The 22,813-nt window shown below is 67.4% G+C and carries 21 protein-coding genes; 7 read left to right on the top strand and 14 right to left on the bottom strand.

The annotated features are described in order from the left end of the window. Positions 1-53 precede the first annotated feature (53 nt). Positions 54-446, top strand: coding sequence for a NifB/NifX family molybdenum-iron cluster-binding protein (locus GPA22_RS12010; protein ID WP_169256302.1), 393 nt, complete (start codon positions 54-56; stop codon positions 444-446). A gap of 102 nt (positions 447-548) precedes the next feature. Here GPA22_RS12010 and GPA22_RS12005 read toward each other — a convergent pair whose 3' ends face one another. From GPA22_RS12005 to nifV, 8 genes are all read right to left on the bottom strand, one after another. After that, positions 549-1,013 carry a ferritin-like domain-containing protein gene (locus GPA22_RS12005; protein WP_169256301.1) on the bottom strand — a complete coding sequence of 155 codons (465 nt, stop codon included), beginning with the start codon at positions 1,011-1,013 and terminating at the stop codon, positions 549-551. A gap of 17 nt (positions 1,014-1,030) precedes the next feature. Then, complete coding sequence (locus GPA22_RS12000) at positions 1,031-1,318, bottom strand: ferredoxin family protein (RefSeq protein WP_121428190.1); 288 nt, start codon at positions 1,316-1,318, stop codon at positions 1,031-1,033. A 24-nt stretch (positions 1,319-1,342) separates the two neighbouring features. Further along, positions 1,343-2,647 carry an FAD-dependent oxidoreductase gene (locus GPA22_RS11995; RefSeq protein WP_169256300.1) on the bottom strand — a complete coding sequence of 435 codons (1,305 nt, stop codon included), beginning with the start codon at positions 2,645-2,647 and terminating at the stop codon, positions 1,343-1,345. 127 nt (positions 2,648-2,774) lie between these two features. Next, complete coding sequence (locus tag GPA22_RS11990; RefSeq protein ID WP_169256299.1) at positions 2,775-3,866, bottom strand: electron transfer flavoprotein subunit alpha/FixB family protein; 1,092 nt, start codon at positions 3,864-3,866, stop codon at positions 2,775-2,777. A 42-nt stretch (positions 3,867-3,908) separates the two neighbouring features. Then, complete coding sequence (locus GPA22_RS11985) at positions 3,909-4,754, bottom strand: electron transfer flavoprotein subunit beta/FixA family protein (protein WP_169256298.1); 846 nt, start codon at positions 4,752-4,754, stop codon at positions 3,909-3,911. A gap of 24 nt (positions 4,755-4,778) precedes the next feature. Beyond that, complete coding sequence (locus GPA22_RS11980; protein ID WP_169256297.1) at positions 4,779-4,997, bottom strand: 4Fe-4S binding protein; 219 nt, start codon at positions 4,995-4,997, stop codon at positions 4,779-4,781. Positions 4,998-5,272: 275 nt separating this feature from the next. Beyond that, positions 5,273-5,632 (bottom strand): nitrogenase-stabilizing/protective protein NifW, encoded by a 360-nt coding sequence (gene nifW, locus GPA22_RS11975; protein WP_169256296.1) that lies wholly within the window; start codon positions 5,630-5,632, stop codon positions 5,273-5,275. 10 nt (positions 5,633-5,642) lie between these two features. Further along, positions 5,643-6,782, bottom strand: coding sequence for a homocitrate synthase (nifV, locus tag GPA22_RS11970; RefSeq protein ID WP_169256295.1), 1,140 nt, complete (start codon positions 6,780-6,782; stop codon positions 5,643-5,645). Between the two features lie 294 nt (positions 6,783-7,076). Between nifV and GPA22_RS11965 the strand changes: the two genes are divergently transcribed. Beyond that, on the top strand, positions 7,077-8,018 hold the full coding sequence (locus GPA22_RS11965) for an AEC family transporter (protein ID WP_169256294.1): 942 nt from the start codon (positions 7,077-7,079) through the stop codon (positions 8,016-8,018). Positions 8,019-8,037: 19 nt separating this feature from the next. Here the strand turns inward: GPA22_RS11965 and aroD are convergent, their stop codons facing one another. The 3 genes from aroD to GPA22_RS11950 form a co-directional block, all read right to left on the bottom strand. Further along, positions 8,038-8,817 carry a type I 3-dehydroquinate dehydratase gene (aroD, locus tag GPA22_RS11960; RefSeq protein ID WP_169256293.1) on the bottom strand — a complete coding sequence of 260 codons (780 nt, stop codon included), beginning with the start codon at positions 8,815-8,817 and terminating at the stop codon, positions 8,038-8,040. A 207-nt stretch (positions 8,818-9,024) separates the two neighbouring features. Then, positions 9,025-10,458, bottom strand: coding sequence for a C13 family peptidase (locus GPA22_RS11955; protein WP_169256292.1), 1,434 nt, complete (start codon positions 10,456-10,458; stop codon positions 9,025-9,027). 137 nt (positions 10,459-10,595) lie between these two features. Continuing rightward, entirely contained in the window at positions 10,596-12,053 is a 1,458-nt protein-coding gene (locus tag GPA22_RS11950) for an aminotransferase-like domain-containing protein (protein WP_169256291.1), read from the bottom strand. A gap of 242 nt (positions 12,054-12,295) precedes the next feature. On the opposite strand from GPA22_RS11950, the gene nosZ reads away from it, so the two are divergent. Beyond that, positions 12,296-14,227 (top strand): TAT-dependent nitrous-oxide reductase, encoded by a 1,932-nt coding sequence (nosZ, locus tag GPA22_RS11945; protein ID WP_169256290.1) that lies wholly within the window; start codon positions 12,296-12,298, stop codon positions 14,225-14,227. Between the two features lie 113 nt (positions 14,228-14,340). Here nosZ and GPA22_RS11940 read toward each other — a convergent pair whose 3' ends face one another. Together GPA22_RS11940 and GPA22_RS11935 are read right to left on the bottom strand one after the other, a co-directional pair. Beyond that, the gene (locus GPA22_RS11940; protein ID WP_169256289.1) at positions 14,341-15,111 is read right to left on the bottom strand and encodes an alpha/beta fold hydrolase; all 771 of its coding nucleotides are present in this window, start codon (positions 15,109-15,111) and stop codon (positions 14,341-14,343) included. Positions 15,112-15,115: 4 nt separating this feature from the next. After that, a complete protein-coding gene (locus tag GPA22_RS11935; RefSeq protein ID WP_343036025.1) occupies positions 15,116-16,156 on the bottom strand; it encodes a M14 family zinc carboxypeptidase in 1,041 nt (346 codons plus the stop codon). Between the two features lie 100 nt (positions 16,157-16,256). Here GPA22_RS11935 and GPA22_RS11930 point away from each other — a divergent pair, with 100 nt between their 5' ends. The 4 genes from GPA22_RS11930 to GPA22_RS11920 all read left to right on the top strand — a co-directional run bounded on the left by GPA22_RS11930 (position 16,257) and on the right by GPA22_RS11920 (position 21,171). After that, positions 16,257-16,400, top strand: coding sequence for a hypothetical protein (locus GPA22_RS11930; protein ID WP_169256288.1), 144 nt, complete (start codon positions 16,257-16,259; stop codon positions 16,398-16,400). Further along, positions 16,397-16,522 (top strand): hypothetical protein, encoded by a 126-nt coding sequence (locus GPA22_RS22945; RefSeq protein WP_281374125.1) that lies wholly within the window; start codon positions 16,397-16,399, stop codon positions 16,520-16,522. The genes GPA22_RS11930 and GPA22_RS22945 overlap by 4 nt, the downstream gene beginning before the upstream one ends. 107 nt (positions 16,523-16,629) lie before the next feature. Beyond that, on the top strand, positions 16,630-18,390 hold the full coding sequence (locus tag GPA22_RS11925) for an alkaline phosphatase D family protein (protein ID WP_169256287.1): 1,761 nt from the start codon (positions 16,630-16,632) through the stop codon (positions 18,388-18,390). 90 nt (positions 18,391-18,480) lie between these two features. After that, positions 18,481-21,171 (top strand): glycosyltransferase family 2 protein, encoded by a 2,691-nt coding sequence (locus GPA22_RS11920; RefSeq protein ID WP_169256286.1) that lies wholly within the window; start codon positions 18,481-18,483, stop codon positions 21,169-21,171. A 122-nt stretch (positions 21,172-21,293) separates the two neighbouring features. On the opposite strand, the gene GPA22_RS11915 is transcribed toward GPA22_RS11920, so the two are convergent. Next, positions 21,294-22,769 carry an ArnT family glycosyltransferase gene (locus tag GPA22_RS11915; RefSeq protein WP_169256285.1) on the bottom strand — a complete coding sequence of 492 codons (1,476 nt, stop codon included), beginning with the start codon at positions 22,767-22,769 and terminating at the stop codon, positions 21,294-21,296. Between the last annotated feature and the right edge of the window lie 44 nt (positions 22,770-22,813).

Genomic DNA, 22,813 nt, shown 5'->3' with positions numbered 1-22,813 from the left:
GCCCAACAGCCCGCTTCGGCCAATTTTTCGGCCCGTCACCTGGACACCCGCCCATGAAGATCGCCATTGCCACCGATGATTTCACCGCTGTCGCCGGTCACGCCGGCCAAGCCCGCCACTGGCTGCTGTTCGACTGCGTGCCGAGCCAGGCGCCGGTGGGCGAGCGGATCGAACTGACCAAGGCCCAAATTTTCCACCACTGGGAAGCCGACGGCCCGAGCGGCGAGCCCCACCCCCTGGACGGCATCGAGATCATCGTCGCCCGCAGCGCCGGCGACGGCTTCCTGCGGCGCATGCGGCAGCGCGGGGTCAACGTCCTGCTCACCAGCGAGACCGCCGCCGAGGCGGCGCTCACCCGCATCCTCGCCGGCGAGGCCCTGCCCGATCCGCGCTGGGACGTCTCGCAGCTGCTCTGCCGGCTGCGAGACCTGTTCTCAAAGCACTGAGGACTGCGCTAGCTGCAACGGCGTGGCCGGGCCCCGGACACAAAAAAGCAGAGACGACCCGTGGTCGCCTCTGCCTCGGTCTCCCTCTGCGTACGAGCAGCCTTACGTGGCGGGGGCCGTCAGCCGGGCAATGCGCCCCTCCAGATCCGCCACGTGCTGCGCCTCCTCGGCGGCGAATTCCGCCGCCATCGCCTTCACCCGCGGATTGCGGCTGGTGGCGGCGATGATCGCGTAGAAGGCCTGGCCGCGCCGCTCGCCGTCCAGCGCCATGGCCAGGGCCGCCGGCACGTCGAGGAAACCGTCCACGCCGGCCCAGGTCACCGCTTCCGGGCTGGTGCCGTCGGGCCACCGGTATTCCTCGGGGCGCAGGTTCGGCACCGCACGGAAGCCGCCGCGGGCGGAGGCCTCCGCCAGATGCTGCCGCGAGAAATGCGCCATGAGGCGGAAGAAGGCCTCCACCGCGGCATTACCGAAGGTGTGCATGGCGTCGGCCAGCTCCTCGTAGCGGCGCGCCGCCTCGGCTTCAAGGCTGATGGCGTGGGCGAGGAAAAGATGGATGTCGTTCATGGATGCGCCCGAGCCCCTCAACCGAACTTGAACAGGATGCCGAAGCCGCCGCGCGGCCAGTCCCACTCCACGTTGCGGTGCTCGTCGCAGATGATGCGGCAGGTGCCGCACTCCATGCAGCCGTCGGCGATCATCACCACCCGGCCGTTGCCCTCTTCCGTGTAGCAACCGGCCGGGCAGCACACCGTGCATTGCTTCTTGTCGCAGCCGGTGGCACAGAGCTGCGGGTCCTTGATGGTGATGTGGGGCCGCCCGGCATCGACGCGGTAGCGGTTCTGGAACAGCTTTTCTTCAACCTTGATCATGATCGCTCTCCGTTTCTGATCCGCTCAACGCGACTGGAAGGCACGCCACATCTTGAAGGCATCGCCCAGCAGGCCCAGGCGGCTGCGCGCCTCGACGAAGGCGCTCTTGATCGAGCGCTCCTTGCTCTTCTTGTCCACCCCGTCCACCTTGACCAGGGTGTGGGCCGCGCGATTGAGCAGCTCCGGGTAGGTGGTGAAGAAGTGCGGATTCTTCTCGAAGATGGCCGGGGCCTGCCGGTACTTCCTGAGATCCTTCATGACGAATGAGTCGTCGAGCTTGGCCTGGTAGCGGGCCAGGCTGCGGGCGTTCCACGCCTTGCCCTGCTCCTTCAGTTCGATGAGGGTCTCGGCGGCCAGCTTGCCGGTGGTCATCGCCAGGTTGGAGCCTTCGCGGTGCAGGCCATTGACGAACATCCCGGCGTCGCCGGCGATCATCCAGCCGTCGCCATAGACCTGCGGCATGGCGTGGTAGCCGCCCTCGGGGATCAGGTGGGCGGCGTACTCCTTCATCTCGGAACCGGCGAGCAGCGGGCGGATCGCCGGATGGTCCTTCATCTTCTCGAGGAGCTGATAGGGGGTGACCTGCTGCTCCTTGAAGTCGCTCAGCATGCAGCCGATGCCCAGGGTGATCGACTCCTTGTTGGTGTACAGGAAGGCGGTGCCCATCATGCCGGCGGTGATCTTGCCGGCCATCTCGATCACCACCCCCTCCTCCTCGCCGATGTTGAAGCGCGACTCGATGGTCTCCTGGGGCAGGAAGTGGATCTCCTTCACCGCCAGGGCCACGTCCCTGGGCTTGATCTCGTCGTGGAAGCCGGCCTTCTTCGCGAGCAGGGAATTCACCCCGTCGGCGAGGATCACGCAGTCGGCGTAGATCTCGCCGCCCTTGCGGTCGGTGGCGACGCCGATCACCCGCTTGCCGTCGAGCAGCAGGTTGGTCACCGTCGTCTCGCACAGCACCAGGGCGCCGGCGTCCCGTGCCTTCTTGTTGAACCACTGATCGAAGTGGGCGCGGATGATCGTGTAGCGGTTGTAGGGCTCGCGGTTGAACTCTTCCGAGCGGTAGTTGGAGCCGACGTAGGACTCGTCGTCGAGGATCCACACCCGCTGCTCGATGAGGTGGCGCTCCAGCGGCGCGTCGTCGCGGAAGTCGGGGATGATCTTTTCCAGCGCGTCGGCGTAGAGGATGGCGCCCTGCACGTTCTTCGAACCCGGCGTCTCGCCGCGCTCGATCTGCAGGACGTTGAGCCCCGCCTGGGCGAGGGTGTAGGCGGCGGCGTTGCCGGCCATGCCGGCGCCCACCACGATGACGTCAAATTTCTCGGCCATGATGCTTACTCCAGAAAGCGGCAACAAAATGAAGCGCAGCGGCCCTGACAAGGCGCGCCGACGCAGACAGTACGACCAGTACGGCAAGGAGGCGCAACGCGGTCAGGGGCATTTTGCTGTCGCTTTCTCAACCGGCCTTGCGCGCCTGCGCGAGGTGCTTGCGGAACGCCTCGGTCAGCGCCGGCAGGATCTGCATGGCGTTGCCGACGATGCCGTAATGGGCGAAGTCGAAGATCGGCGCGTTGCTGTCGTTGTTGATGGCGATGATCACGTCGGCGCCGTCCATGCCCACCCGGTGCTGCACCGCCCCGGAGATGCCGGCGGCGATGTACAGCTTGGGGCGCACCGTCTTGCCCGACTGGCCCACCTGGCGGTCGAGCTCGGCCCAGCCCGCCTGCACCACCGGCCGCGAGGCGCCCACCTCGGCGCCCAGCACCTTGGCGAGGTCCCAGACGAGCTGGAAGTTCTCCGGCTTCTTCAAGCCCCGGCCGCCGGCGACGATGATGTCGGCGAAAGGCAGGTTGGGCTTGTCGCGGGTGTCGTCGGGAATGAACTGGAGGATCTTGGTGATGATCGAGGTCTCGACGATGCTGAAGGCGTGCTCGATGACCTCGCCGCGGCGGGAGGCATCCGCGTCGGGCATCGCCATCACCCGCGGCCGCACCGTGGCCATCTGCGGCCGGTGGCGCTGGGTCATGATGGTGCACAGGAGCGAGCCGCCGAAGGTCGGCCGGGTCGAAGCCAGGCAGCGCGACTCGGCCTCGATCACCAGCTCGGTGCAGTCGGCCACCAGGCCGGTGGCGAGCGTCGTCGCCACCGAGCCGGCCAGGTCGCGGCCCAGCGTCGTGGCGCCGAGCATCAGGATCTCCGGCTGGTAGGTATCCACCAGCTCGGTCAGGCACTTGGTGTAGGGCTCGTTGCGGTAGTCGCGCAGGGCGTCGTGCTGCACCAGGTAGCAGCGGTTGGCGCCGAAGTGGAAGGCCTCCTCGCAGATCGCCCGGGTGCGCGCCTCGGGGGGGCCGAGGACGACGCCGACGAGATCCACGCCCAGCTGGTCGGCGAGCTTGCGCCCCTCGCCGAGGAGCTCCCAGGAAACCGGATGCACCTCGCCGCGCTCGGCCTCGATGTACACCCAGACGTGCTTGTAGGACAGGAAGCGGGGGTCGAGTTCGACCTTCTTGCGGGCCGGCTTCCTCGGGGCGTCGTTGCTATCGCTCATGATCGCTGATCCTTGGTAACTGAGCTTGGTACGGGTGGGCGCTCAGGAAGCGCACTTGATGATTTCCGCCTCGATCTTCGGATGCCTGGTAAACACCTTGGCGAGCAGGGTGACCACCAGGTCCTGCGGATCGTTGTCGTGCACCTCGATCATCTCGGCGCGCTGGCTGCGCGGCTTGGGCGCGAAGACCTTGCCCACCACCGTCGGGCTGCCCTTGAGGCCGATCTTCGCCACGTCCTCGATGCCGGCGGCGACCCGGTCCCACACCTTGAGCGGATAGCGGGCGGCGCGGAACATGTCGGCCATGTCGCCGAAGCGCATCTCGTTGGTGCCTTCGAGCATGGTGATGAGGCAGGGCACCGCCGTCTTCAGCAGTTGCACGCCGCCCTCGGCGCGCCGCTCGACGGTGATCTCCTTCTTCCCGAAGTCGATGTCCACGATCTTCGAGACGTAGGTGAGCAGCTGGTAGTCGAGGCGCTTGGCGATCCCGGGGCCGACCTGGGCGGTGTCGCCGTCGATGGTCTGCTTGCCGGTGAAGATGAGGTCCACCGGCTGATCCTCGCGCACCTTGCCGATCGCCGCCGACAGCGCGAAGGAGGTGGCCAGGGTGTCGGCACCGGCGAAGGCCCGGTCGGAAACCAGGATCGCGTGGTCGGCGCCGAAGGAGAGGCACTTGCGCAGCGCCACCTCGGCCTGGGGCGGGCCCATGGTGATGACGGTGACCGTACCGCCGAAGCGGTCCTTCAACCGCAGCGCCTCTTCGAGGGCGAAGAGGTCGTAGGGGTTGATGATCGCCGGCACCCCCTGGCGCATGATGGTGTTGGTCACCGGATGCACGCGAATCTGCGCGGAATCCGGCACCTGCTTGATGCAGACGACGCTGTGCATGCTGCGCTCCTCGTCGGTGAAGGGTCAGGCCTGGTAGCGCGGGACGGACTTGTCGACGATCACCGTCTTGTCCACCGGACAGGCGACCACGCACTGCGGGTCGTCGAAGAAGCCGATGCATTCGGTGCACTTGTCCGCCTTGATGGCGAAGACGCCGTTCTTCTCATGGATGGCGTCGTTCGGGCACTCCGGTTCGCACGCCGAACAGCCGGAACACTGGGAGGAAACGATCTTGTAGGCCATGGTGGAGCTCCTCGGGAGTAGGGATGACGCCCACCTCAATGCAGGACCTGTGCCATGGATTACAAATACTTTAAAAACAATGTCTTGCATTATTTTCCTGCGATTTCGCGCCGTGTCGCAAACCCGACAGGATGTCGCGATGCGGGCAGAATCCCGGCGCGTGCGGACCGGTCATCGCGAAAAGAAAAAAGTCCATCGCGCCCTTCCCGGAAAGGCGCGATGGACCACAAGGCGGGCGTCCTCGCGAACGCCTGCAGCCCAGAGACGGCGACGGCCTAGCTGGAACCGCGGCGCAGGCCGCCAAGGGCTACGCGGTGCTCCCCCCGGGCCCGCTGGAATACGCGGAAGACCTTCTGCTCGATGCCCGAGGAGCCGACGAAGTCGGTGTAGGCGCGGGCCAGCAGTTCGCGGCAGATCGCGTGGGCATTGTCGGGCGGCAGCCCGTCGATGCCGCCCTGCTTCGCCAGATACTGGTAGAAGCGCTTGAGGATGTGCAGGCGGCTGACGTTCACCACCGCCCGCTCGTAGGGCACGGCGAAGTAGTCGAGAAACTCCTCGGCGCTCTCCAGCCGCCTGAGTGCACAGCCGAGGGCGGAGATATTGGTGGGGGCGGCGGTGACCGAATCATTCGACATGGGAAGCTCCTCAGGGCTGGCAAGCGTCCACCGCCGAGCCGCGCAACAGGCGCTGCAGCGTGGACGGGCCGGGGGGGGATTTATGGCGCGTGGCGTAGTCGCGGATGGCCGGCAGCAGGCGGCGCGCCCGGACCTCGTCGATCTCTTCGCCCAGGGCGCGGTAGGCGTTGATCACGCCGCCGGTGCCGGAATGCTTGCCGAGCACCAGGGTATGGCTGCGCCCCAGTTCCGCCGGGTCGATGCTCTGGTAGTTGCGCGGATTCTTGAGCAGGCCATCCACATGGATGCCCGCCTCGTGGGTGAACACCCCGCCGCCGACGATCGGCTTGTTGGCGGCGACGGGCCGCCCCGAGGCGGCGGCCACCAACGCCGAGATGCGCGGCAGCGCCCGCGGGTCGACGCCGGTGTCGCAGACATGGAGATGGCGCAGCGCCATCACCGCCTCCTCCAGCGGGGCATTGCCGGCCCGCTCGCCGAGGCCGTTCACCGTCGTGCTGATATGCGTGGCGCCCGCGCGCACCGCCGCCAGGGTATTGGCGGTGGCGAGCCCCAGGTCGTCGTGGGCATGCATTTCCAGGTCGAGGTCGGACACGGCCCGCAGGCGGCGAATCGCGGCATCGGTGGCGAAGGGGTCGAGCACGCCGAGCGTGTCGGCGTAGCGGAAACGCACCGCACCGGCCGCCTGGGCCGTCTCCAGCACGGCGCAGAGAAAGTCCGGATCGGCCCGCGACGCGTCCTCGCCGCCAACCGAGACCGTGGCCCCCCACTCACGCCCCAGCCGTACCACCCGGCGCACCTCGGCCAGCACCCAGGCGCGGTCCTTGCCCAGCTTGTGGGCGATCTGCTGGTCGGAGACGGGCGTCGCCAGATGGATGATGTCGGCACCGCAGCCCAGGGCGCCGCGCAGGTCGGCCTCGTTGAGGCGGCACCACACCATCAGCCGGGCCGGCAGCCCGAGGGCGGCAATGGCGCGGATGTTCTCGCGCTCGCGCTCGCCCATCGCCGGGATGCCCACCTCCAGCTCGGGCACGCCCGCTTGCGCCAGAGCGCGGGCGATCGTCAGGCGCTCCTCGGGGGTGAAGGCGACGCCGGCGGTCTGTTCGCCGTCGCGCAGGGTGGTGTCGTTGATGCAGACCGGGGGGGTGTCCATGGCGATCTTGCGTCCAAGGAAACGGGATGAACCGACCTCTGCAAGGACGGTGCCAATTGCCGCACCACGGCAGCCCGCCACCACCGGATTCCACCAAGCCCTGCACCGCCGGCACTTCGGCCGACCGAGCCGTCATCCCGGATGTTGCCGGCCCGCCCCGCCCGCTGCCGACAAATGTCGACTTTGTCGCATCCACGACATCGAGCCGCGCGCCCGCTCGCCGCGCTGGAATACGTCCGGCATGGACGCACCGCATCCCGGTGATATGCTCCCCGCTCCCCGACGGATTCCCCAATGCTCGACGTTTTCAGGATCACCGGCCCCGCCTTCCTCGTCATCGCGATCGGCTTTCTCGCCGTGCGCAGCGGCCTCTTCGACAAGAGCGAGACGCGCATTCTCGGCAAGTTCGCGATCAACATCGCGCTGCCGGCGATGCTGCTGAAGGCGCTGACCGAGCGGCCCTTCGCCGAAATCATGAACGTCGGCTACCTGACCGCCTACACGCTCGGTTCGCTCGCCGCCTTCGCGACGGGCCTCGCCTTCGCGCGCCTCGTACAGAAAAAGGTCCTGCCGGCGAGCGTCGTACACGGCATGGGCATGTCCCTGTCGAACAGCGGCTTCATCGGCTACCCGATCGTGCTGCAGGTCGTCGGCCCTGCGGCCGGCATCGCGCTCGCGTTGTGCTTCCTCGTCGAGAACCTGCTGATCGTCCCCCTCGCGCTGGCGCTCGCCGAGAGCAGCGGCGGCAACGGCGGGAAGATTCACCAGGTCGTGCTCGGCACCTTCGCCCGGCTCGCGCGGAATCCACTCATCATCGCCATCGTCGCCGGCTTCAGCCTCGCGCTGCTCGGCATCGGCCTACCCGTGCCGGTCGCGCGCTCCATCGACATGCTCTCGCTCGCCGCCGCAGGCGTCGCGCTCTTCGTCATCGGCGGCACCCTGGTCGGCATCAAGGTCCGCGGCATGCGCCGCGACATCGCGCAGATCGTCGCGGGCAAGCTCGTCTTCCACCCGCTCTTCGTGTTCATCGCGCTCGCACTCGTGCCACCGCTCGACCCCACGCTGCGCGTTGCCGCGATCGCCTTCGCGTGCATGCCGATGGCGAGCATCTTCCCGATCATCGCGCAGCGCTTCGGCCAGGAAGAACTCCCCGCTGCGGCGCTGATGGCCGCGACGATCAGCGCCTTCTTCTCCGTGAGCGCGGTGATCTGGATGCTGCAGCCGCAGCTAGGCTGAGATACTGGTGCGGGGGCGCTCAGGGCTTCAGCGAACGCTGCAGCACTTCGAGCACCTTGCGCAGGTCCTCGATCGGCACCTGGCCAGGGGCGGAAGCCTTCTGGCCGACCGCGAAGCTCACGGACGAACCGAACACCCAGCCGAACAGCCGCGACAGCGAACCGTAGGTGCCCATCGACATGCTGATGATCGGCAACGAGATCGCCTTCTGGCCCTGGAGCGTCGCCTGCAGCACGGTCAGCACGTCCTCGAGGCCCTGCGGCATCACCGCGACCTTCGCGACATCCGCACCGGCCTTCTCCATCGACACGAACGTCGCGACGATTTCCTCGGCCGACGGCGTCTTCTGGAAGTTGTGGAAGGACGCGATCAGCTTGGTGCCGGTCTCGCGCGCCAGTTCGACCGCGGCCGCGAAATGCCTCGGTTCGCTGGAGAGTTCGCAATCGATGAAATCCACCGCGCCCGAGCGCGCGACCGCCTGGTACATCGCCAGCACTTCGTCCTCGGAAATACCGATCGTCTCGCCGCCCTCGCGGATCGAGCGGCGCGTGAAGATGATCGGGATGCCGCCCGCGCGCTTGCGGATTTCCCTGGCGAGTTCCACGACCCGGCCCGAATCGGCAATGCCGGAGAAGAAGTCGACGCGCCACTCCAGCAGGTCGGGCCGTTTCGCGACGATCGCGTCGAGCTCGCCGAGCACGGCGCCCTCGTCACGGCCGACCAGCGGCGCACACACCAGCGGTTCCCCGCCGCCACCAACGGGCTTGCCATTCACTTCCAGGGGACGGGTAAATGCCATCAGTTCAGTCCTCGTAAATTCAAACGGGCGCCTGGCGCCCGGCCCTCAATCCTTGTAGCCGACGCGCTCGCGGATGCCATCGGACGTGCGTCCGTCGTGCCCCATCCCGCGAACCCGGCAGCATTCTGCACCGTGTCGCGCCGACTGCCGAGCCCAGGGTGTTGCCATCGCCTCGCCAACCGCGGCGCGCTCCATGGCTTCCGGCACTCAATGCCGCGATCGCCCGCCCGTCTCCAGCCTGCGCTCGATGGCGCCCAGGGCGACCCTGATGCCGTTGCCGATCGCGATCTGCGGCTCCGAGGCTTCCAGCCCCTCGGCCGCCTCGCGTTCGGCGACGGTGCGCCGTGCCTGATCGAACGCCATCTCGAACGAAAGCGTCTTGCGCAGGGCCTCGTCGAAGAACGCGCGGCCGAAGAAGGTCCAGTCGGCTTCGTGACTGCAGCCGTGCGAGTTGCGGTCACGCCGCGCGGCGCTGATGACGAGGCTGTCGTTGCCCGACAGCGGCGGGACGAAGCCGCCCGAGTAGCAGGCCGAGACCACCACCACCTGGTAGCGGATACCCGCCGCCTGCAGCATCTCGTGCAGGCGCTCGGGGGTGAGGTCGTCGAAGCGGAACGGCCACAGGCTGAGGTCGAAGCGGTGTTCGGGCGAGCCGTGCGAGGTCATGAAGAGCACCAGCACGTCTTCGTCGCGGTTCATGCGCTGGCCGATGACCGCGAGGCTGCGGGCGAGCGCCGTGACGCTGGCGATCGGCCGTTCGGCAACCGTTCCCGGGTTGTTGACGAGGGTGACGCTGTGGCCGGCGGTATCGAACCGCTCCTCGAACAGGGCTTCGACGGACTGCACTTCGCGCAGGAACACGTCCTGCCCGCCGTGGCCGCCGACGGCGAGCAGGAAGAGCTCCGGCACGCCGGGGCGGCCGGGCGTGACGCGGTCGAGCGTCTCCTCCAGCAGGCGCGGTTGCGCGTAAAGGACCGACTCGCTGGCGCTGCGCAGGCGGCGCGCCTGGGCCGTGGTGTCGACGATCGGTTCCTGGCGGGCGAGCCAGAGGGACTCCTTTTCGTCGATCACCAAGGGCGGCAGCCCGATCAGGACGATCGTGACCAGGACGGCAGCGACACGGCGCTCGCGCTCCAGGCCGGCGGCGCGCACCAGTGCTGCCACCGACGCGAGCAGGCCGAGGCCGAACGGCGCCCACCACACGACGACCGCGGCCTCGCCGAAGGCCAGCCAGGCCGATTCCGGAAGCAGGCTCAGCCCGCCCCAGATGACGCTTGCGGCGAGCCACAGTGCAGCGAGGGCGACGGCGCCAGCCACGGCCCGCCCCTCGTTCCCTGCGATCCGGGCCGTCGCCCACGCCGCGAGCAGCAGCCAGGGGATGCCGAAAAACAGCGGCAACAGGCCGGCGGAGTTGAACTCCCCTGCCCCGCCGACGCGCCAGAAGTCGAGCGCGCCGCCGAGCAGCATGTCCAGCAGCAACAGCAGGATCAGCTGCGGAACGGAGGCACGCAGGGAGCGGAGCGCGGACGGGTGCAGCGCGAGAAACAGGCAGCCGGCCCGCAGGTTGCACCCGAGGTCGCCAAGCAGTCCGCCGGCTTTCGGCTGGATCACGGGGGGCGATTCGGCCTTGTCGGTTTCCAATGGGGGGCTCCGGGCGGAAATGCGCGTGAGCGCCGCTGACAAGCGCGCTCACGCCGCTGAGCCTGCATTATAGCCCGCACGGTTCGGACGGGCCGCGGGCGGGCGCCGCCGGCAGCCGCCCGCTGCGCGCTAGCGCATCACACGCACGCGCCGGCGTGTGCACTCCGGCCATCGGCACCCGCGTCACCCACGGCGTCCCGACTCATCGCGCCGAGGAGCGCCAGCGCCCGCTCGAGCTCTTCCGACCAGGCATGGCCGAAATTCAGGCGGATGCAGTTGCGGTACTCGCGCGCCGCAGAGAACATCGGACCCGGGGCGATGCTGATGCCTTCCTCCAGCGCGCGACGATGCAGCGCGAGCGCGTCGTGGTCGGGCGGCAACTCCACCCACGTGAAATACCCCCCGCGCGGCCGCGTCAGCCGCGTTCCCGGCGGGAAATGGCGTCTGATCGCGGCGGCCATCGCTGCCTCCCGCGTCTCGAGGGTGCTGCGCAGCCGGCGAAGATGCGCATCGAACGCCCCCTGCTTGAGGAATTCCGCCAGTGCGATCTGCACCGGGATCGTCGTCGCGAGGCTGGTCAGCACTTTCAGGCGCTGGATCTTCTGCGCATGGCGGCCGGCCGCGACCCAGCCCACGCGATAGCCGGGGGCGAGGCTCTTCGAGAAGCTCGATACGTGCATCACCAGGCCTGTCGGGTCGAGCGCCTTGGTGGCGAGCGGAGCGTGCCGGTCGAAGTGCAGCTCGGCATAGGTATCGTCCTCGATCAGCGGCACGTCGTGCTGCCGCAGCAGATCGAGAAGCGCGCGACGGGCGTCGTCGGGCACGAGACTGCCGGTCGGATGCTGGAAGTTCAGCATGAACAGGCAGGCCTTGATCGGGTGGTGGCGCAAGGCGTCCGCGAGCGCGGCGAGATCGACGCCCTCCTCCGGGTGGGAGGGAATCTCGATGACCTTGAGGCCGTGGCGCTCGATCATCTGCAGCGCCGGCGGAAAGGTCGGCGACTCCACCGCCACCAGGTCACCGGGCCGGGTGACCGCCTCCACGCACAGATTCAGCGCCTCCATCGCCCCGCAGGTAATGACGATCTCCGCCGGGGCCACGGTAGCGCCGCCGGCGAGATAGCGCAGCGCAATCTGTCGCCGCAGCTCGTCGTTGCCGGGCGGCAGATCGGTGACCGTCGCGCGCGGGTCCATGCGCCGGGCTGCCGCCGCGAGGAAGCGGCCGAGCTTGTCGAGCGGATAGAGTTCGGGACTCGCGAAATTGGACCCGAGTGGCACGACGGCCGGATCCTTCACCGATTCGAGGATCTGGAAGATGAAATCGCTCACCTGCAGCGCCCGCGAGGGACTGGCCGGGCGGTTCGTCTGGGGCTCCGCCGCCCGCCGCGGCCGCGCACGCACGAAGAACCCCGACTTGGGCCGCGCCTCGACAAGTCCGCGGCTTTCCAGCTGGTAATACGCCTTGAGCACAGTCGCGGGGCTCAGGCGCTGTGCCTGACAGGCCTGCCGGACAGACGGCAGCCGCTCGCCGGAGCGCAGCACGCCTTCCCGGATTCGTTGTTCGATGTCCAGCGTCAGACGATCGTAAAGGTTCATTCCACTCCTCTCGCCCCACGGGTATCTCCGGGGCTTGCCGAAGATATCGAAACGCCGAACGCGCTTCCTTGATCCAGCTCGTTTTCTTCGCGGCGCTCTTTCGGTGCCGGATCCCGCGCCGCGCTCTGTACCGGTCGAAAACACCGCGCATTGTGACTGACGCCCGGAATTACGGAAGCGCAACATTCAAGCCCTCGGCAGCGCCCGCTGCCGCATCTGATTGAACACGGAGCCGAATTGACATGAGCGAGAAGCGCCCCCACAACCCCACGGACACGAGCCGCCGCCGATTCCTGAATACGGCGGCTGTCGCAGGCATTGCCGGTGCCGGATTGTCCGTCGGGCTGGCCGCTTGCAAGCAGGACTCTCCCGCGGCATCGGCGCAATCCGCACCGGTCACGCCTGCGTCTGACGCACACGCGGGTGATTACTCGGTGCCGCCGGGGCAGCTCGACACCTACTACATGTTCTCGAGCGCCGGCCACGCGGGCGACGTGCGCGTGTTCGGCCTGCCGTCGGGGCGCGAATTCAAGCGCATCCCCGTCTTCAACATGGACTGCATGGTCGGCTGGGGCATCACCAACGAATCCAAGGCCATCATCGGCACCAACCCCGACGGTTCGGTCAAGTACAACACGGGCGACACGCACCACATCCATCCGTCCTACACCGACGGCACCTACGACGGCCGCTACCTGTTCGTCAATGACAAGATCAACTGCCGCCTGGGGCGTGTGCGCCTCGACACGATGGAGTGCGACAAGATCACCCAGATTCCCAACATCCAGGGTTTTCACGGCACCTTCCCGGACAAGCGCGATCCGCTCGACCCCGCGATCAATCGCACGACACGCGTGTTCTGCGGCTCCGAATTCTCGACTCCGTTGCCGAACTTCGGCAAGGGCATCGATGACACCGCACACTACCGCTCGCTCTTCACCTGCATCGACGCCGAGTCGATGGACGTGCGCTGGCAGGTCCTGATCGACGGCAACTGCGAACTCGTCGCGACGTCCTACGACGGCAAGCTCGCGGCGACCACCCAGTACAACACCGAGATGGGCACGACCTACCCGGAGATGATGGCCGCGGAGATGGACTCGTGCCTGTTCTTCAACGTCGCCCGCATCGAGCAGGCCGTCAAGGACGGCAAGTTCAAGACCTACGGCGACTCGAAAGTGCCTGTCGTCGACGGCACGAAATCCGCCAACACCGACCCGAAGACGGCCCTCACCTGCTACGTGCCGATCCCGAAGAACCCGCACGGCGTGAACATCAGCCCGGACGGCAAATACTATGCGTGCGCGGGAAAGCTCTCGCCCTCCGGAAGCCTCATCGCCCACGAGCTCGTGCTCAAATGGTTCGACGGCGAACTCGATGAGCCGCGCAAGGCGGTGGTGGCGGAGCCCGAACTGGGTCTCGGGCCGCTGCATACGGCCTTCGACAACCGCGGCAATGCCTACACGACGCTGTTCCTCGACAGCCAGATCGTGAAGTGGAACATCGAGGGTGCGATCAAGTCGTACCAGGGCGACAAGACTGCCACCGTCGTGCTCGATCGCCTCGACGTGCACTACCAGCCCGGGCACGGTTTCACGTCGATGGGCGAAACGCGCGAGTGCGACGGCAAGTTCCTGATATCCGACAACAAGTTCTCGAAGGACCGCTTCCTGCCCGTGGGGCCGCTGCATCCCGAGACCTCGCAGCTGATCGACATCAGCGGCGACAAGATGGTGATCGTGCACGACAACCCCGTGACCTCGGAACCGCACGACTCCATCATCATCCGCCGCGACATCATCAAGACGCGCCAGATCTACAACGTCGACGACTTCCCGAACGCGGTGAAGGACCACAAGGACTCCGGCGTCTTCCGCAACGGCAACAAGGTCACGGTGAAGCTCATCAGCCAGGCGCCAGCGTTCAGCCTGCCCGAATTCCGTGTCAAGAAGGGCGACGAGGTCACCATCATCGTCACGAACCTCGACAAGATCGAGGACCTGACGCACGGCTTCGCGATCCAGCGCTACAACATCAATTTCATCCTGAATCCGCAGGAAACCAAGTCCGTGACCTTCAAGGCCGACAAACCGGGCGTGTTCTGGTGCTACTGCACGCACTTCTGCCACGCGATGCACATGGAAATGCGCTCGCGCATGATCGTCGAGGCCTGAACGGCCTCAGCAGGACTGTGCCGAAGCCCTCCCGGTTTCGGCGCGGACATCGTGCCCCGTCCTGGGGGCAACGATGGGCTCATTTGGAGGGGCTTCGGCCCCTCTTTTTTTTGTCATCCCCGGCGAGTGCGAGCCGGGTTCCCGATCCAGTCACGTACCTGCGCCGCAACCCACGCGCCATCGTCCAGCGGTATGTCGTGCCCCGCCCGCGGGTGGATCCTGAGCTCGCAATCCCACCGCTGCGCGAGTGCACGCGAACAATCGACATGGACCAGGCCGTCGTTGCGGCTGGCGAGGATCAGCATTTCGGCATCCGGGCCTTCGGCCGGCGGCCGGTAGCGGGCGGCGGCGCACAGTTGCCGCAGCGCGTTCCTGCGCGTGACGGGACAGCGCTCACGGATGGCGACCCAGGCATCGAGCACTTCCGGGGAGCCAGCCCGCAGCCGGCTCGTCATCGCAAGGATCCGCTCCTCCCATGCGCGCCCGCTGCCGTCGCACAAGGCCAGCTTCAGCAAGGGCAGATAGTTGCGCGGGCGCAGGCGCCGGTAGAACGGGCTGAAACGCCCCACGCTGGTATTGATCAGCACGCAGCGCGCGACTTCGTCCGGATGCGCCTGCGCCCATGCCACGGCGACCATCGCCCCCAGCGACATCGCGAGCAGGTTGTGCGGTGGCGCGATCCCCTCGCCCGCCGCAGCCTGCCGGCAGAACTCGGCCATCGCGCGCACATCGGCGGGGCTGGTCAGGTGATGGAGGGGGCCGTTGCCGGGGAGATCGAGGGTCACGACGCGCGCGCCCGGCACGCTGCGTTCGAAGACATCGACGAAATCGCCCCAATGGCGGCTTTCGCGGGTGAGGCCGCGCAGGAAGATCCAGCTTGTCATGCGCTCACTGATACCACCGGGCCATTGCAAGCGCGTGATGCCTGTCCCGCTCCTCGCCCGTCGGCGTCCACAGGCGGTAGCTGCATGCGGCGCGCGCGAGGAAATCGAGGAACGACAGGTGGCGACGCAGCACGCGCTGCTGCCGGTGCGCGATCTGGGGATTGAAGATCCCCTGGCGCGAGAAGATCTGGCGCGGGTTCTTCTTGATCCACAGCCACGCTCCCATTTCCAGCGTCAGCGGCAGGAAGACCCGTTCCGGGGCATCGCAGGCACGCAGGTGCAGGTAGTCCCACAGGTCCCCGTGGGCGAGGTACTGATGGCTCTGCGGCTCGAAGATGTAGGGATGGTAGGTGTGCGCCTGACGGAAGATCTCCTTCAGCGCATGCATCTCGGCGAGGTGCTTGAGGGGTTTGCGGGTATGGGCGTAGGGAAACCAGATGCGGTCCCGCAGGCCGAAGCCGGAGTGGCAGTCGAGCGCGATGCTGAAGTCCCGCGTGAGAAGCTCCGCACCGACGGTCCGGCAGAGGGCCTGGCTTTCGAACTCCATCGGGTCGTCGCGATGGCCGCGATACCACGGCAGGCGCGAGCTGATCCGCTGTCCGCCGGCGAGCAGCGGCACATGCTCCTCGGCGTCGAGGGGCGCGTTCCGCATCAGGTCCACGCCGTTCGGGTTTGCGCGCGTTCCGAGCCACATGCCGCCGGGGTTCACGAGGGGCATGAAGACCAGGCGCACCGATTCGAGCTGCCGATTCAGGGTCGAATCCCAGCGCAGCCGCATCACCAGGTGCCGCAGGTACGCAATGACGACGTCGGCGCCGATCCGTTCGAGGCCGTGCACCCCGCCGAAGAATCCGATGGCAGGCACCGCGGGGTCCGGATTGCCCAGGGCGATCGCATAGACCGGAAACCGGCTGCCGGATTCGCCCGCGACTTCGCAGACGATGCGCACTTCCAGGCGATCGCCGCCGAGCGCGATCACGTCCTCGAGTTCGCTGAGTTCGGGAAGCGGGGAATGAAACCCCACGGGCTGTCGCAAGTCGGTCACGTCAGCATCTCCTCCCCGAATCCGGTGCCCGGCCAGCGCCGCACCGTGCGCTCGACCACTTCACGCAACTTAAACAAGATTGCCATGTTTCGCTGCTACGGTGGACACGTTCGACAACGCAGGCACCGTCACGCAAATGAAATGGAAACTGTTCAATTTGCAGCGAATGATCGACGAACTGTTCGTTGACGACTGGCTCTATCCGTGGCGGTCCGCGACGACGAAAGGCGAGGTCCCGCAATGAAACGCATCATGCGCCGGGTCGTCGGGATGCCGCTGCTTTCCCTGTGCAGCACGCTCGTGTGGGGTGTGTCGGAACTGGTCGCGCTGCAACGGGCGCGACGCACGGCGAGGCCGCCCCGCTAGCCGCTTCACCGAAGCGCTCCGCCGCCCGAAACCCAAACGCAACCCGGCTGTGATCCTTTCGTCATGAAGGGCGGCAACACTGCATGCTCCAATGTCCGGAGCCTGCAATGCAACGTCCCAGTCGCCGCCAGTTCATCCGAAACGTCACCCTCGGAGCCGCCGCGGCCACCGGCGCCCTCGCCCTGTCCAGCTTCCAGTCGCTGGCAAACCCCGGCTCCACGGACGCGTCGACCGGCGGCGCCGCGTCTCCGTTCCGTCACGGTGTAGCCAGCGGCGATCCGCTGAGCAACCGGGTGATTCTCTGGACCCGGATCACACCTGAAACCGCCGGCACGCAGACGGGGATGTGGGAGATCGCCGCAGACGCCGGGTTTCGCCGGATCCTTCACGCCGGCCCGTTCACAACCGGCCCGGAACGGGACTTCACGGTCAAGGTCGATGCGGCGGGGCTGGCGCCGGACACGGTCTATTTCTACCGCTTTCACATCGGGACGCGGATCTCGCCGGTCGGGCGCACGCGGACGCTGCCCGTCGGCCGCCCGACGCAGGTCAAGCTGGTAGTCTTTTCCTGCTCGAACTACCCCGCGGGCTACTTCCACGCGTACCGCGAGGCCGCGCGCCTCGACGGCGTGCATGCCGCAGTGCACCTCGGCGACTACCTCTACGAATACCAGCGGAACGGATACGCATCGGAGGATGCAGAGGCCCTCGGCCGGGAAGTCGATCCGCCCCACGAGTCGCTCTCCCTCGACGACTACCGCCGGCGCCACGCGCAGTATCGCAGCGACCCGAACCTGCAGGCCGTCCACGCAGCCCTGCCCTTCATCTGCGTGTGGGACGATCATGAAGTCGCCAACGACGCGTGGCGGGAAGGCGCGGACAATCATGATCCCGATACCGAAGGAGACTATTTCGCACGCCGGGCCGCCGCCGTCCAGGCCTACCACGAATGGATCCCCATCCGCACACCGGACCCGGCCGATCCGCTGAAGATCTCGCGATCCTTCGATTTCGGCGATCTCCTCAGCCTGCACATGCTCGATACGCGGCAGATCGCCCGCGACAAGCAGCTGAACTACGGCGACTACCTGTCCGAAGGAAAACTCGACACCGCGCGCTTCTCGCGGGATCTCAACGATCCGGCGCGCCAGCTCATCGGCGAAGCCCAGACCGCCTGGCTCAAGGACGCCCTCGTGCGTTCCGACGCCCGCTGGCAGGTACTCGGCCAGCAGGTGCTGATGGCACGCATGGACGTCCCCGCCCCCGTCGCGCTCGACCAGCTCGGGATCAGCGAATACCTGGCGCTGCACGACAAGGCGAACCTGATGCCGACCGCGTTGAGCGCCGATGAACAGGCGCACATCGCCGGGCCCGTACTGCCCAACAACCTCGACGCATGGGACGGATACCCCTCGGCCCGCGAGACCGTCCTGGGACTCGCACGGGACCTGGACAAGAACCTCGTCGTCCTGGCCGGTGACACCCACAACGCCTGGGCCAGCAATCTCGCGGATGCGGCGGGCACGGCGGTGGGCGTGGAGTTCGCCACCGCGTCGGTGTCCTCGCCGGGCCTGGAAACCTACCGCACCAGCGAGCACCCGGACGCCCTGGCGGCCGGGCTGGTTCGCCTCATCGACACGCTCAAGTTCACCGACACCTCCCACCGTGGCTTCATGGTCGTCACCGCCACGCCCGATCAGTGCGAGGCCGAATGGCATTTCTTGACGACCGTGAAGCAACCCGACTACCGGCGATTCGTCGGCACCCGGCTGCGCGTCCTGCCCGGCGCGGGCAATCGCGCGCTGCGCCCGGTGGAATCCGCGCTTGCCACGCTCGCACCGAACACCGATGGCATTGCCGTGCTGTAAGCACATCGAACGACTCGCCTCCGGAAACGTGACCCTCCGGTACCGTACCGTCATGCAGCTGTAGTAGGGCTGTCATGAGTCCATCTCATAGTGGCGGACCATCCCCTTTCCCTGCCCGCCCACTTGCGCTCAACTCTCGCCTTCCTTGCCACCCTGGGCCGACTGTTCGCGGATTTCGGCCTGGCCCTCTCCGCATGCGCGATCGTGCTTCTCGCATGGTCTGCGCTGGAACGCCCGGTCACGCCCCCGGACTGGGACGGACGGGTCCCCGGCGTCACCTACAGCGGCTATCGGCCCGGCCAGGGTCCGGCGCAGCAGCGTTACCCGAGCGCGGAGGAAGTCGCGCAGGACATGGCGCTTCTCGCCCCGCATAGCCGACGCGTCCGCACCTACAGTTCGACGGAAGGCCCCGACGTCCCGGAGATTGCCGCGCAGCACGGCCTCGACGTCATGGCGGGCGCATGGCTCGGCAAGGATCGCGCGAAGAACGAAAGGGAGTTGCAGGGGCTGATGCGACAGGCGAGCGAACACCGCAACGTGTCGCGCCTGATCGTCGGCAACGAGGTCATGCTGCGCGAGGACCTCACGGAAGCGGAACTCATCGCGGCGCTCGACCGCGTGCGCCGCAGCACGCGCAAGCCGGTGTCCACCGCGGACACCTGGCACATGTGGTTGCAGCACCCCAAGCTCGCTGCGCACGTCGACTTCATCGCCATCCACATCCTCCCCTACTGGGAAGGGGTCAAGGTCGAAGAGGCGGCAGCCTACACCCTCGAACGACTCAAGCGCGTCAAGGCCGCCTACCCGAACAAACCCGTCGTGATCACCGAAACGGGCTGGCCGAGCCATGGCGACGTGCAGTGGGACGCCATCCCCACTCCGCAGGCACAGGCGCGCTACCTGCGCGAATTCATCGCCCAGGCGCGCAGCCTCGGCATCGACTATTACGTGATCGAAGCCTTCGACGGCCAGTGGAAGCGCGACGAGGAAGGGCGCCCCGGACCCTATTGGGGCCTCTTCGATGCCTTCCGGCAGTGGAAGATTCCGGTCCGGGGCGCGCTATCGGTTCATCAGGGCTGGCAGGATCGCGTCATGCCGGCCCTCGGCTGCGTGCTGGCGCTCGGCGTGCTGCTGTCCTGGCGCTTCAGGCGCTGGCACTGGTGGGCGCGCCTGAGCGCGGTGCTCGCCGTGGCGGCGGGGACCAGCTTCGTCCTGTGGCGCGGCATGGCGGGCGTCGGCAGTTACGCCCCCGTGCAATCGACCCTGATCGATGCCGCGCTCGCTGGTCTGCTGCTCGTGTCCCTGCTGGTCTTTGCCGTGCAGCTGATCGAAGCGCTCGACGTGCTGGGCACGCGCCGCTGGCGCCGCGCCTTCGCTGCGACCCCGTGGCCGGACGAACGCCCCGTGCCCATGGTCAGCCTGCATGTCGCCATCTCGAACGAACCGCCGGACATGGTGATCGCGACGCTGGAAAGCCTCCGGCGCCTGGACTGGCCGGCGCTGGAAGTGCTGGTCATCGACAACAACACCGCAAACGAAGCGCTGTGGCGGCCGGTCCAGGCATGGATCGCACATCACCCCGAACGCTTCCGCTTCTGGACCCTCCCCGCCTGCGAAGGATTCAAGGCCGGCGCGCTCAACTTCGCCCTTGCACGAACCGATCCGCGCGCAGAAGTCATCGGCGTCGTCGATGCCGACTACCAGGTCGAGCCGTTCTGGCTGCGCGAAATCATGGGCCATTTCGCTTCGCCCGAAGTGGCCGTCGTCCAGGCGCCGCAGGCGCACCGGGACTACGAATCCGACCTGCTCGCACGCAGCGCGAACTGGGAGTTCGAGGGATTCTTCCGTGCCGGGATGCATCACCGCAACGAACGCAACGCGATCATCCAGCACGGGACCATGTGCCTGGTGCGCACGTCGGCGCTGCGCAATGCAGGCGGATGGGGCCAATGGACGCTGTGCGAGGACACCGAGCTCGGCTTGCGCCTCCTCACGCATGGCTGGGAGCTGCGTTACGTCGACCGCGTCTACGGGCGCGGCCTGACCCCGGAGAACTTCGCCGCGCTGCGCAGCCAGCGCCGCCGCTGGGCGCTCGGAGCAATGCAAATACTGAAGGGCCATGCCGGCGCACTGTGCGGACACAGCCAGCTCACGCTGGCGCAGCGCTATCACTTCGTCGCGGGCTGGCTGCCGTGGCTGCAGGAGGCCTTGCAGGTCGCTGTCATGCTGATGAGCGTGTGCTGGACGCTCGGCATGCTGCTGTGGCCGCGCTACATCGAGCCGCCCATCCCCGGCACCCTCGCCCTGATGCTCGCCGTCGTGCTGGGCCGCACTGCCATCGGCGCCGCCGTCTATGCGACCAAGGTACGCTGCACGTGGCGCGAATCGTTCGAAGCCGCCATCGCGTCGATGGCCCTCAATTACGCGGTGGCGTGCGGTGTGTGGGCCGGGCTGCTGGGCCGCCACGCGCGTTTCATCGTCACCGCGAAAGCGGGCGCGAGCGCACGGCGCGGCAGGCGGCGCCTGCCGCCGGAAGCGAAGTGGGCCCTTGCCCTGCTCGTTGCGGCTGTCGCCACGCTGATCCAGAACGGCGTCGATGCGCCCGAGCCGCTGTGCTGGGCCGTCGCCCTCGTCGTCATGGCCTTGCCCCATTGCGCCGCGCTCTGGCTGAGCTTTGCGCCGCGCGGCGGCCGCCCGACGCCCCATCCCGTGGAAGCACCGCAGGGCGAGGGTCTGCCGGCCACGACCGATTACGCCTTGCGCCCCTCGGCCGGCCAATGACGGCGCTGAAGGCCGGCAGCGTCTAAAGGATATTCACGCCATCCAGCGGGAATGCACCGCCCGCCCCTCACCCGCGGAGTTCTGCCGCCGGCAGCTGCATGCCCTCCGCCGTCAAGCGACGCTCAGTAGCCCTTGAATCCGCGCAACAGCCACACCGAGGCCCGGCGGTGAAAATTCGGGTACACCGCGATGTCGACGTCACCGAGCTTGTCCGCGGCCTCGAAACGTGCGATCACGGCCTTGACGTCCGCCCGCTCGGAGACGAACAGCACCGGATCACCCGACGCCGTCGTCAGGGGCACGGTCAGACCATAGTGGTCCATCACGTGCGGATCCGGCTGCCAACGCGCGTAGCGGCTCGGCCGCAGGCTGTACACGAGCTGCGCGAGCAACTCGCGCTCGTCCGCGACGAGAACGGCATCGGGATGCGCTTCGAGCCGGGGGCGCACCGCCTCGGCGAACTCATGCCAGCCGCGCGCGCGCTTGTAGGGATCGATGCGGCCGTTGAGCTCCTTGCCCGCAAGACGGACCACATCCGGCCAGTGATACAGCACCGAACTCGCGACGATATTTAGCGCGATGGCCGCGACGGCGAGCCGCCGACTCCCTCGCCGGGCGAGGAATGCAACCGTCAGGACGGTCGCACCCACCAGCGCGGGAGCCGCCCAGTTGCCGTTGGCCCGGCCGGTCAGCGCCTGCAGGCCGACGACGACCAGAAGCGGGACGACGAACACGAACAGGAAACGAAAGCGCAGATCCGCCCAGTCATCGCGCCACCGGACCAAGGCCCACCCCAGGCACACTGCCAGCAAGGGACCGAGCAGCAGCCACTGGGCGCCGACGAATTCGATGAACTCGTCGGGACTCCAGGTGCGAGTGCCCAGCCGCGTGATTTCCGCGGTGTGGCGGAAGGTCGGGAAACCGTGCTCCCAGTTCCACACGAGGTTCGGCGCGAAGATCGCCAGCGCGAGGAAGATGGCGATCGCGGGGCCGAGCACCTTGTTCCCCTTCGGCCCGCCGCGGCGTATGAAGAGCGCCAGGAAGGCCGAACCGCCGAACGCGAGCATGACGTATTTCGACATCAGCCCGAGGCCGGCGACCAGGCCGATGCCGACCCAGTACGGCAACGCACCGTCGTTCAGCGCACGCCACATCAGCAGCATGCCGGCCGCCCAGAAGAACAGCAGCGGCGCATCGGTGCTCGCGAACAGCGACAGGGTCGCGGTCAGCGGCAAGGTCAGGAAGGCCACCCCGCACCAGAAACCAACGCGGTCGTCGAAGAGTTCGCGCCCGATTTCGCGCACCAGGAAGGCGGTGCCGGTGTAGAGGATCAACGAAGGCGCCTTGATCGCGAGGAGATTGTCGCCGAACACCGCGCCGGACCAGGCAATCAGCGCGGCGATCACCGGCGGCTTCGAGTAATACCCCCAGTCGAGCGCCTGCGCCCAGCCCCAGTAATAGGCCTCATCGACATAAGGATCGAGACCGAGGCGCGCAATCACGGCAACCCGGTACAGCGCAAACGCCAGGGCGATGATGGCGAACAGGAACAGCGACGAGCGGCGGTGCGACGGGTTGGCGAGGGTCGAATGGTCCATAGGGCGCCGATTATACGTTGGCGTCCGTCTCAACACGATTAATC

Source organism: Aromatoleum toluvorans (assembly GCF_012910905.1).
In the GTDB taxonomy this organism is placed as follows: Bacteria; Pseudomonadota; Gammaproteobacteria; order Burkholderiales; family Rhodocyclaceae; genus Aromatoleum; species Aromatoleum toluvorans.
The sequence above is the reverse complement of the archived record's forward strand: the minus strand, read 5'-3'. Positions and strand labels throughout refer to the sequence as shown.

What these genes read in the sequence shown, in the direction of transcription:
- GPA22_RS12000 (WP_121428190.1), bottom strand. Translation starts at nt 1,318, where the DNA reads ATGATCAAGGTTGAAGAAAAGCTGTTCCAGAACCGCTACCGCGTCGAT.
- GPA22_RS11915 (WP_169256285.1), bottom strand. Translation starts at nt 22,769, where the DNA reads ATGGACCATTCGACCCTCGCCAACCCGTCGCACCGCCGCTCGTCGCTG.
- GPA22_RS11965 (WP_169256294.1), top strand. Translation starts at nt 7,077, where the DNA reads ATGCTCGACGTTTTCAGGATCACCGGCCCCGCCTTCCTCGTCATCGCG.
- nifV (WP_169256295.1), bottom strand. Translation starts at nt 6,782, where the DNA reads ATGGACACCCCCCCGGTCTGCATCAACGACACCACCCTGCGCGACGGC.
- GPA22_RS11940 (WP_169256289.1), bottom strand. Translation starts at nt 15,111, where the DNA reads ATGACAAGCTGGATCTTCCTGCGCGGCCTCACCCGCGAAAGCCGCCAT.
- nosZ (WP_169256290.1), top strand. Translation starts at nt 12,296, where the DNA reads ATGAGCGAGAAGCGCCCCCACAACCCCACGGACACGAGCCGCCGCCGA.
- GPA22_RS12010 (WP_169256302.1), top strand. Translation starts at nt 54, where the DNA reads ATGAAGATCGCCATTGCCACCGATGATTTCACCGCTGTCGCCGGTCAC.
- GPA22_RS11985 (WP_169256298.1), bottom strand. Translation starts at nt 4,754, where the DNA reads ATGCACAGCGTCGTCTGCATCAAGCAGGTGCCGGATTCCGCGCAGATT.
- GPA22_RS22945 (WP_281374125.1), top strand. Translation starts at nt 16,397, where the DNA reads ATGAAACGCATCATGCGCCGGGTCGTCGGGATGCCGCTGCTTTCCCTG.
- GPA22_RS11990 (WP_169256299.1), bottom strand. Translation starts at nt 3,866, where the DNA reads ATGAGCGATAGCAACGACGCCCCGAGGAAGCCGGCCCGCAAGAAGGTC.
- GPA22_RS11950 (WP_169256291.1), bottom strand. Translation starts at nt 12,053, where the DNA reads ATGAACCTTTACGATCGTCTGACGCTGGACATCGAACAACGAATCCGG.
- GPA22_RS11925 (WP_169256287.1), top strand. Translation starts at nt 16,630, where the DNA reads ATGCAACGTCCCAGTCGCCGCCAGTTCATCCGAAACGTCACCCTCGGA.
- GPA22_RS12005 (WP_169256301.1), bottom strand. Translation starts at nt 1,013, where the DNA reads ATGAACGACATCCATCTTTTCCTCGCCCACGCCATCAGCCTTGAAGCC.
- GPA22_RS11995 (WP_169256300.1), bottom strand. Translation starts at nt 2,647, where the DNA reads ATGGCCGAGAAATTTGACGTCATCGTGGTGGGCGCCGGCATGGCCGGC.
- aroD (WP_169256293.1), bottom strand. Translation starts at nt 8,817, where the DNA reads ATGGCATTTACCCGTCCCCTGGAAGTGAATGGCAAGCCCGTTGGTGGC.
- GPA22_RS11980 (WP_169256297.1), bottom strand. Translation starts at nt 4,997, where the DNA reads ATGGCCTACAAGATCGTTTCCTCCCAGTGTTCCGGCTGTTCGGCGTGC.
- nifW (WP_169256296.1), bottom strand. Translation starts at nt 5,632, where the DNA reads ATGTCGAATGATTCGGTCACCGCCGCCCCCACCAATATCTCCGCCCTC.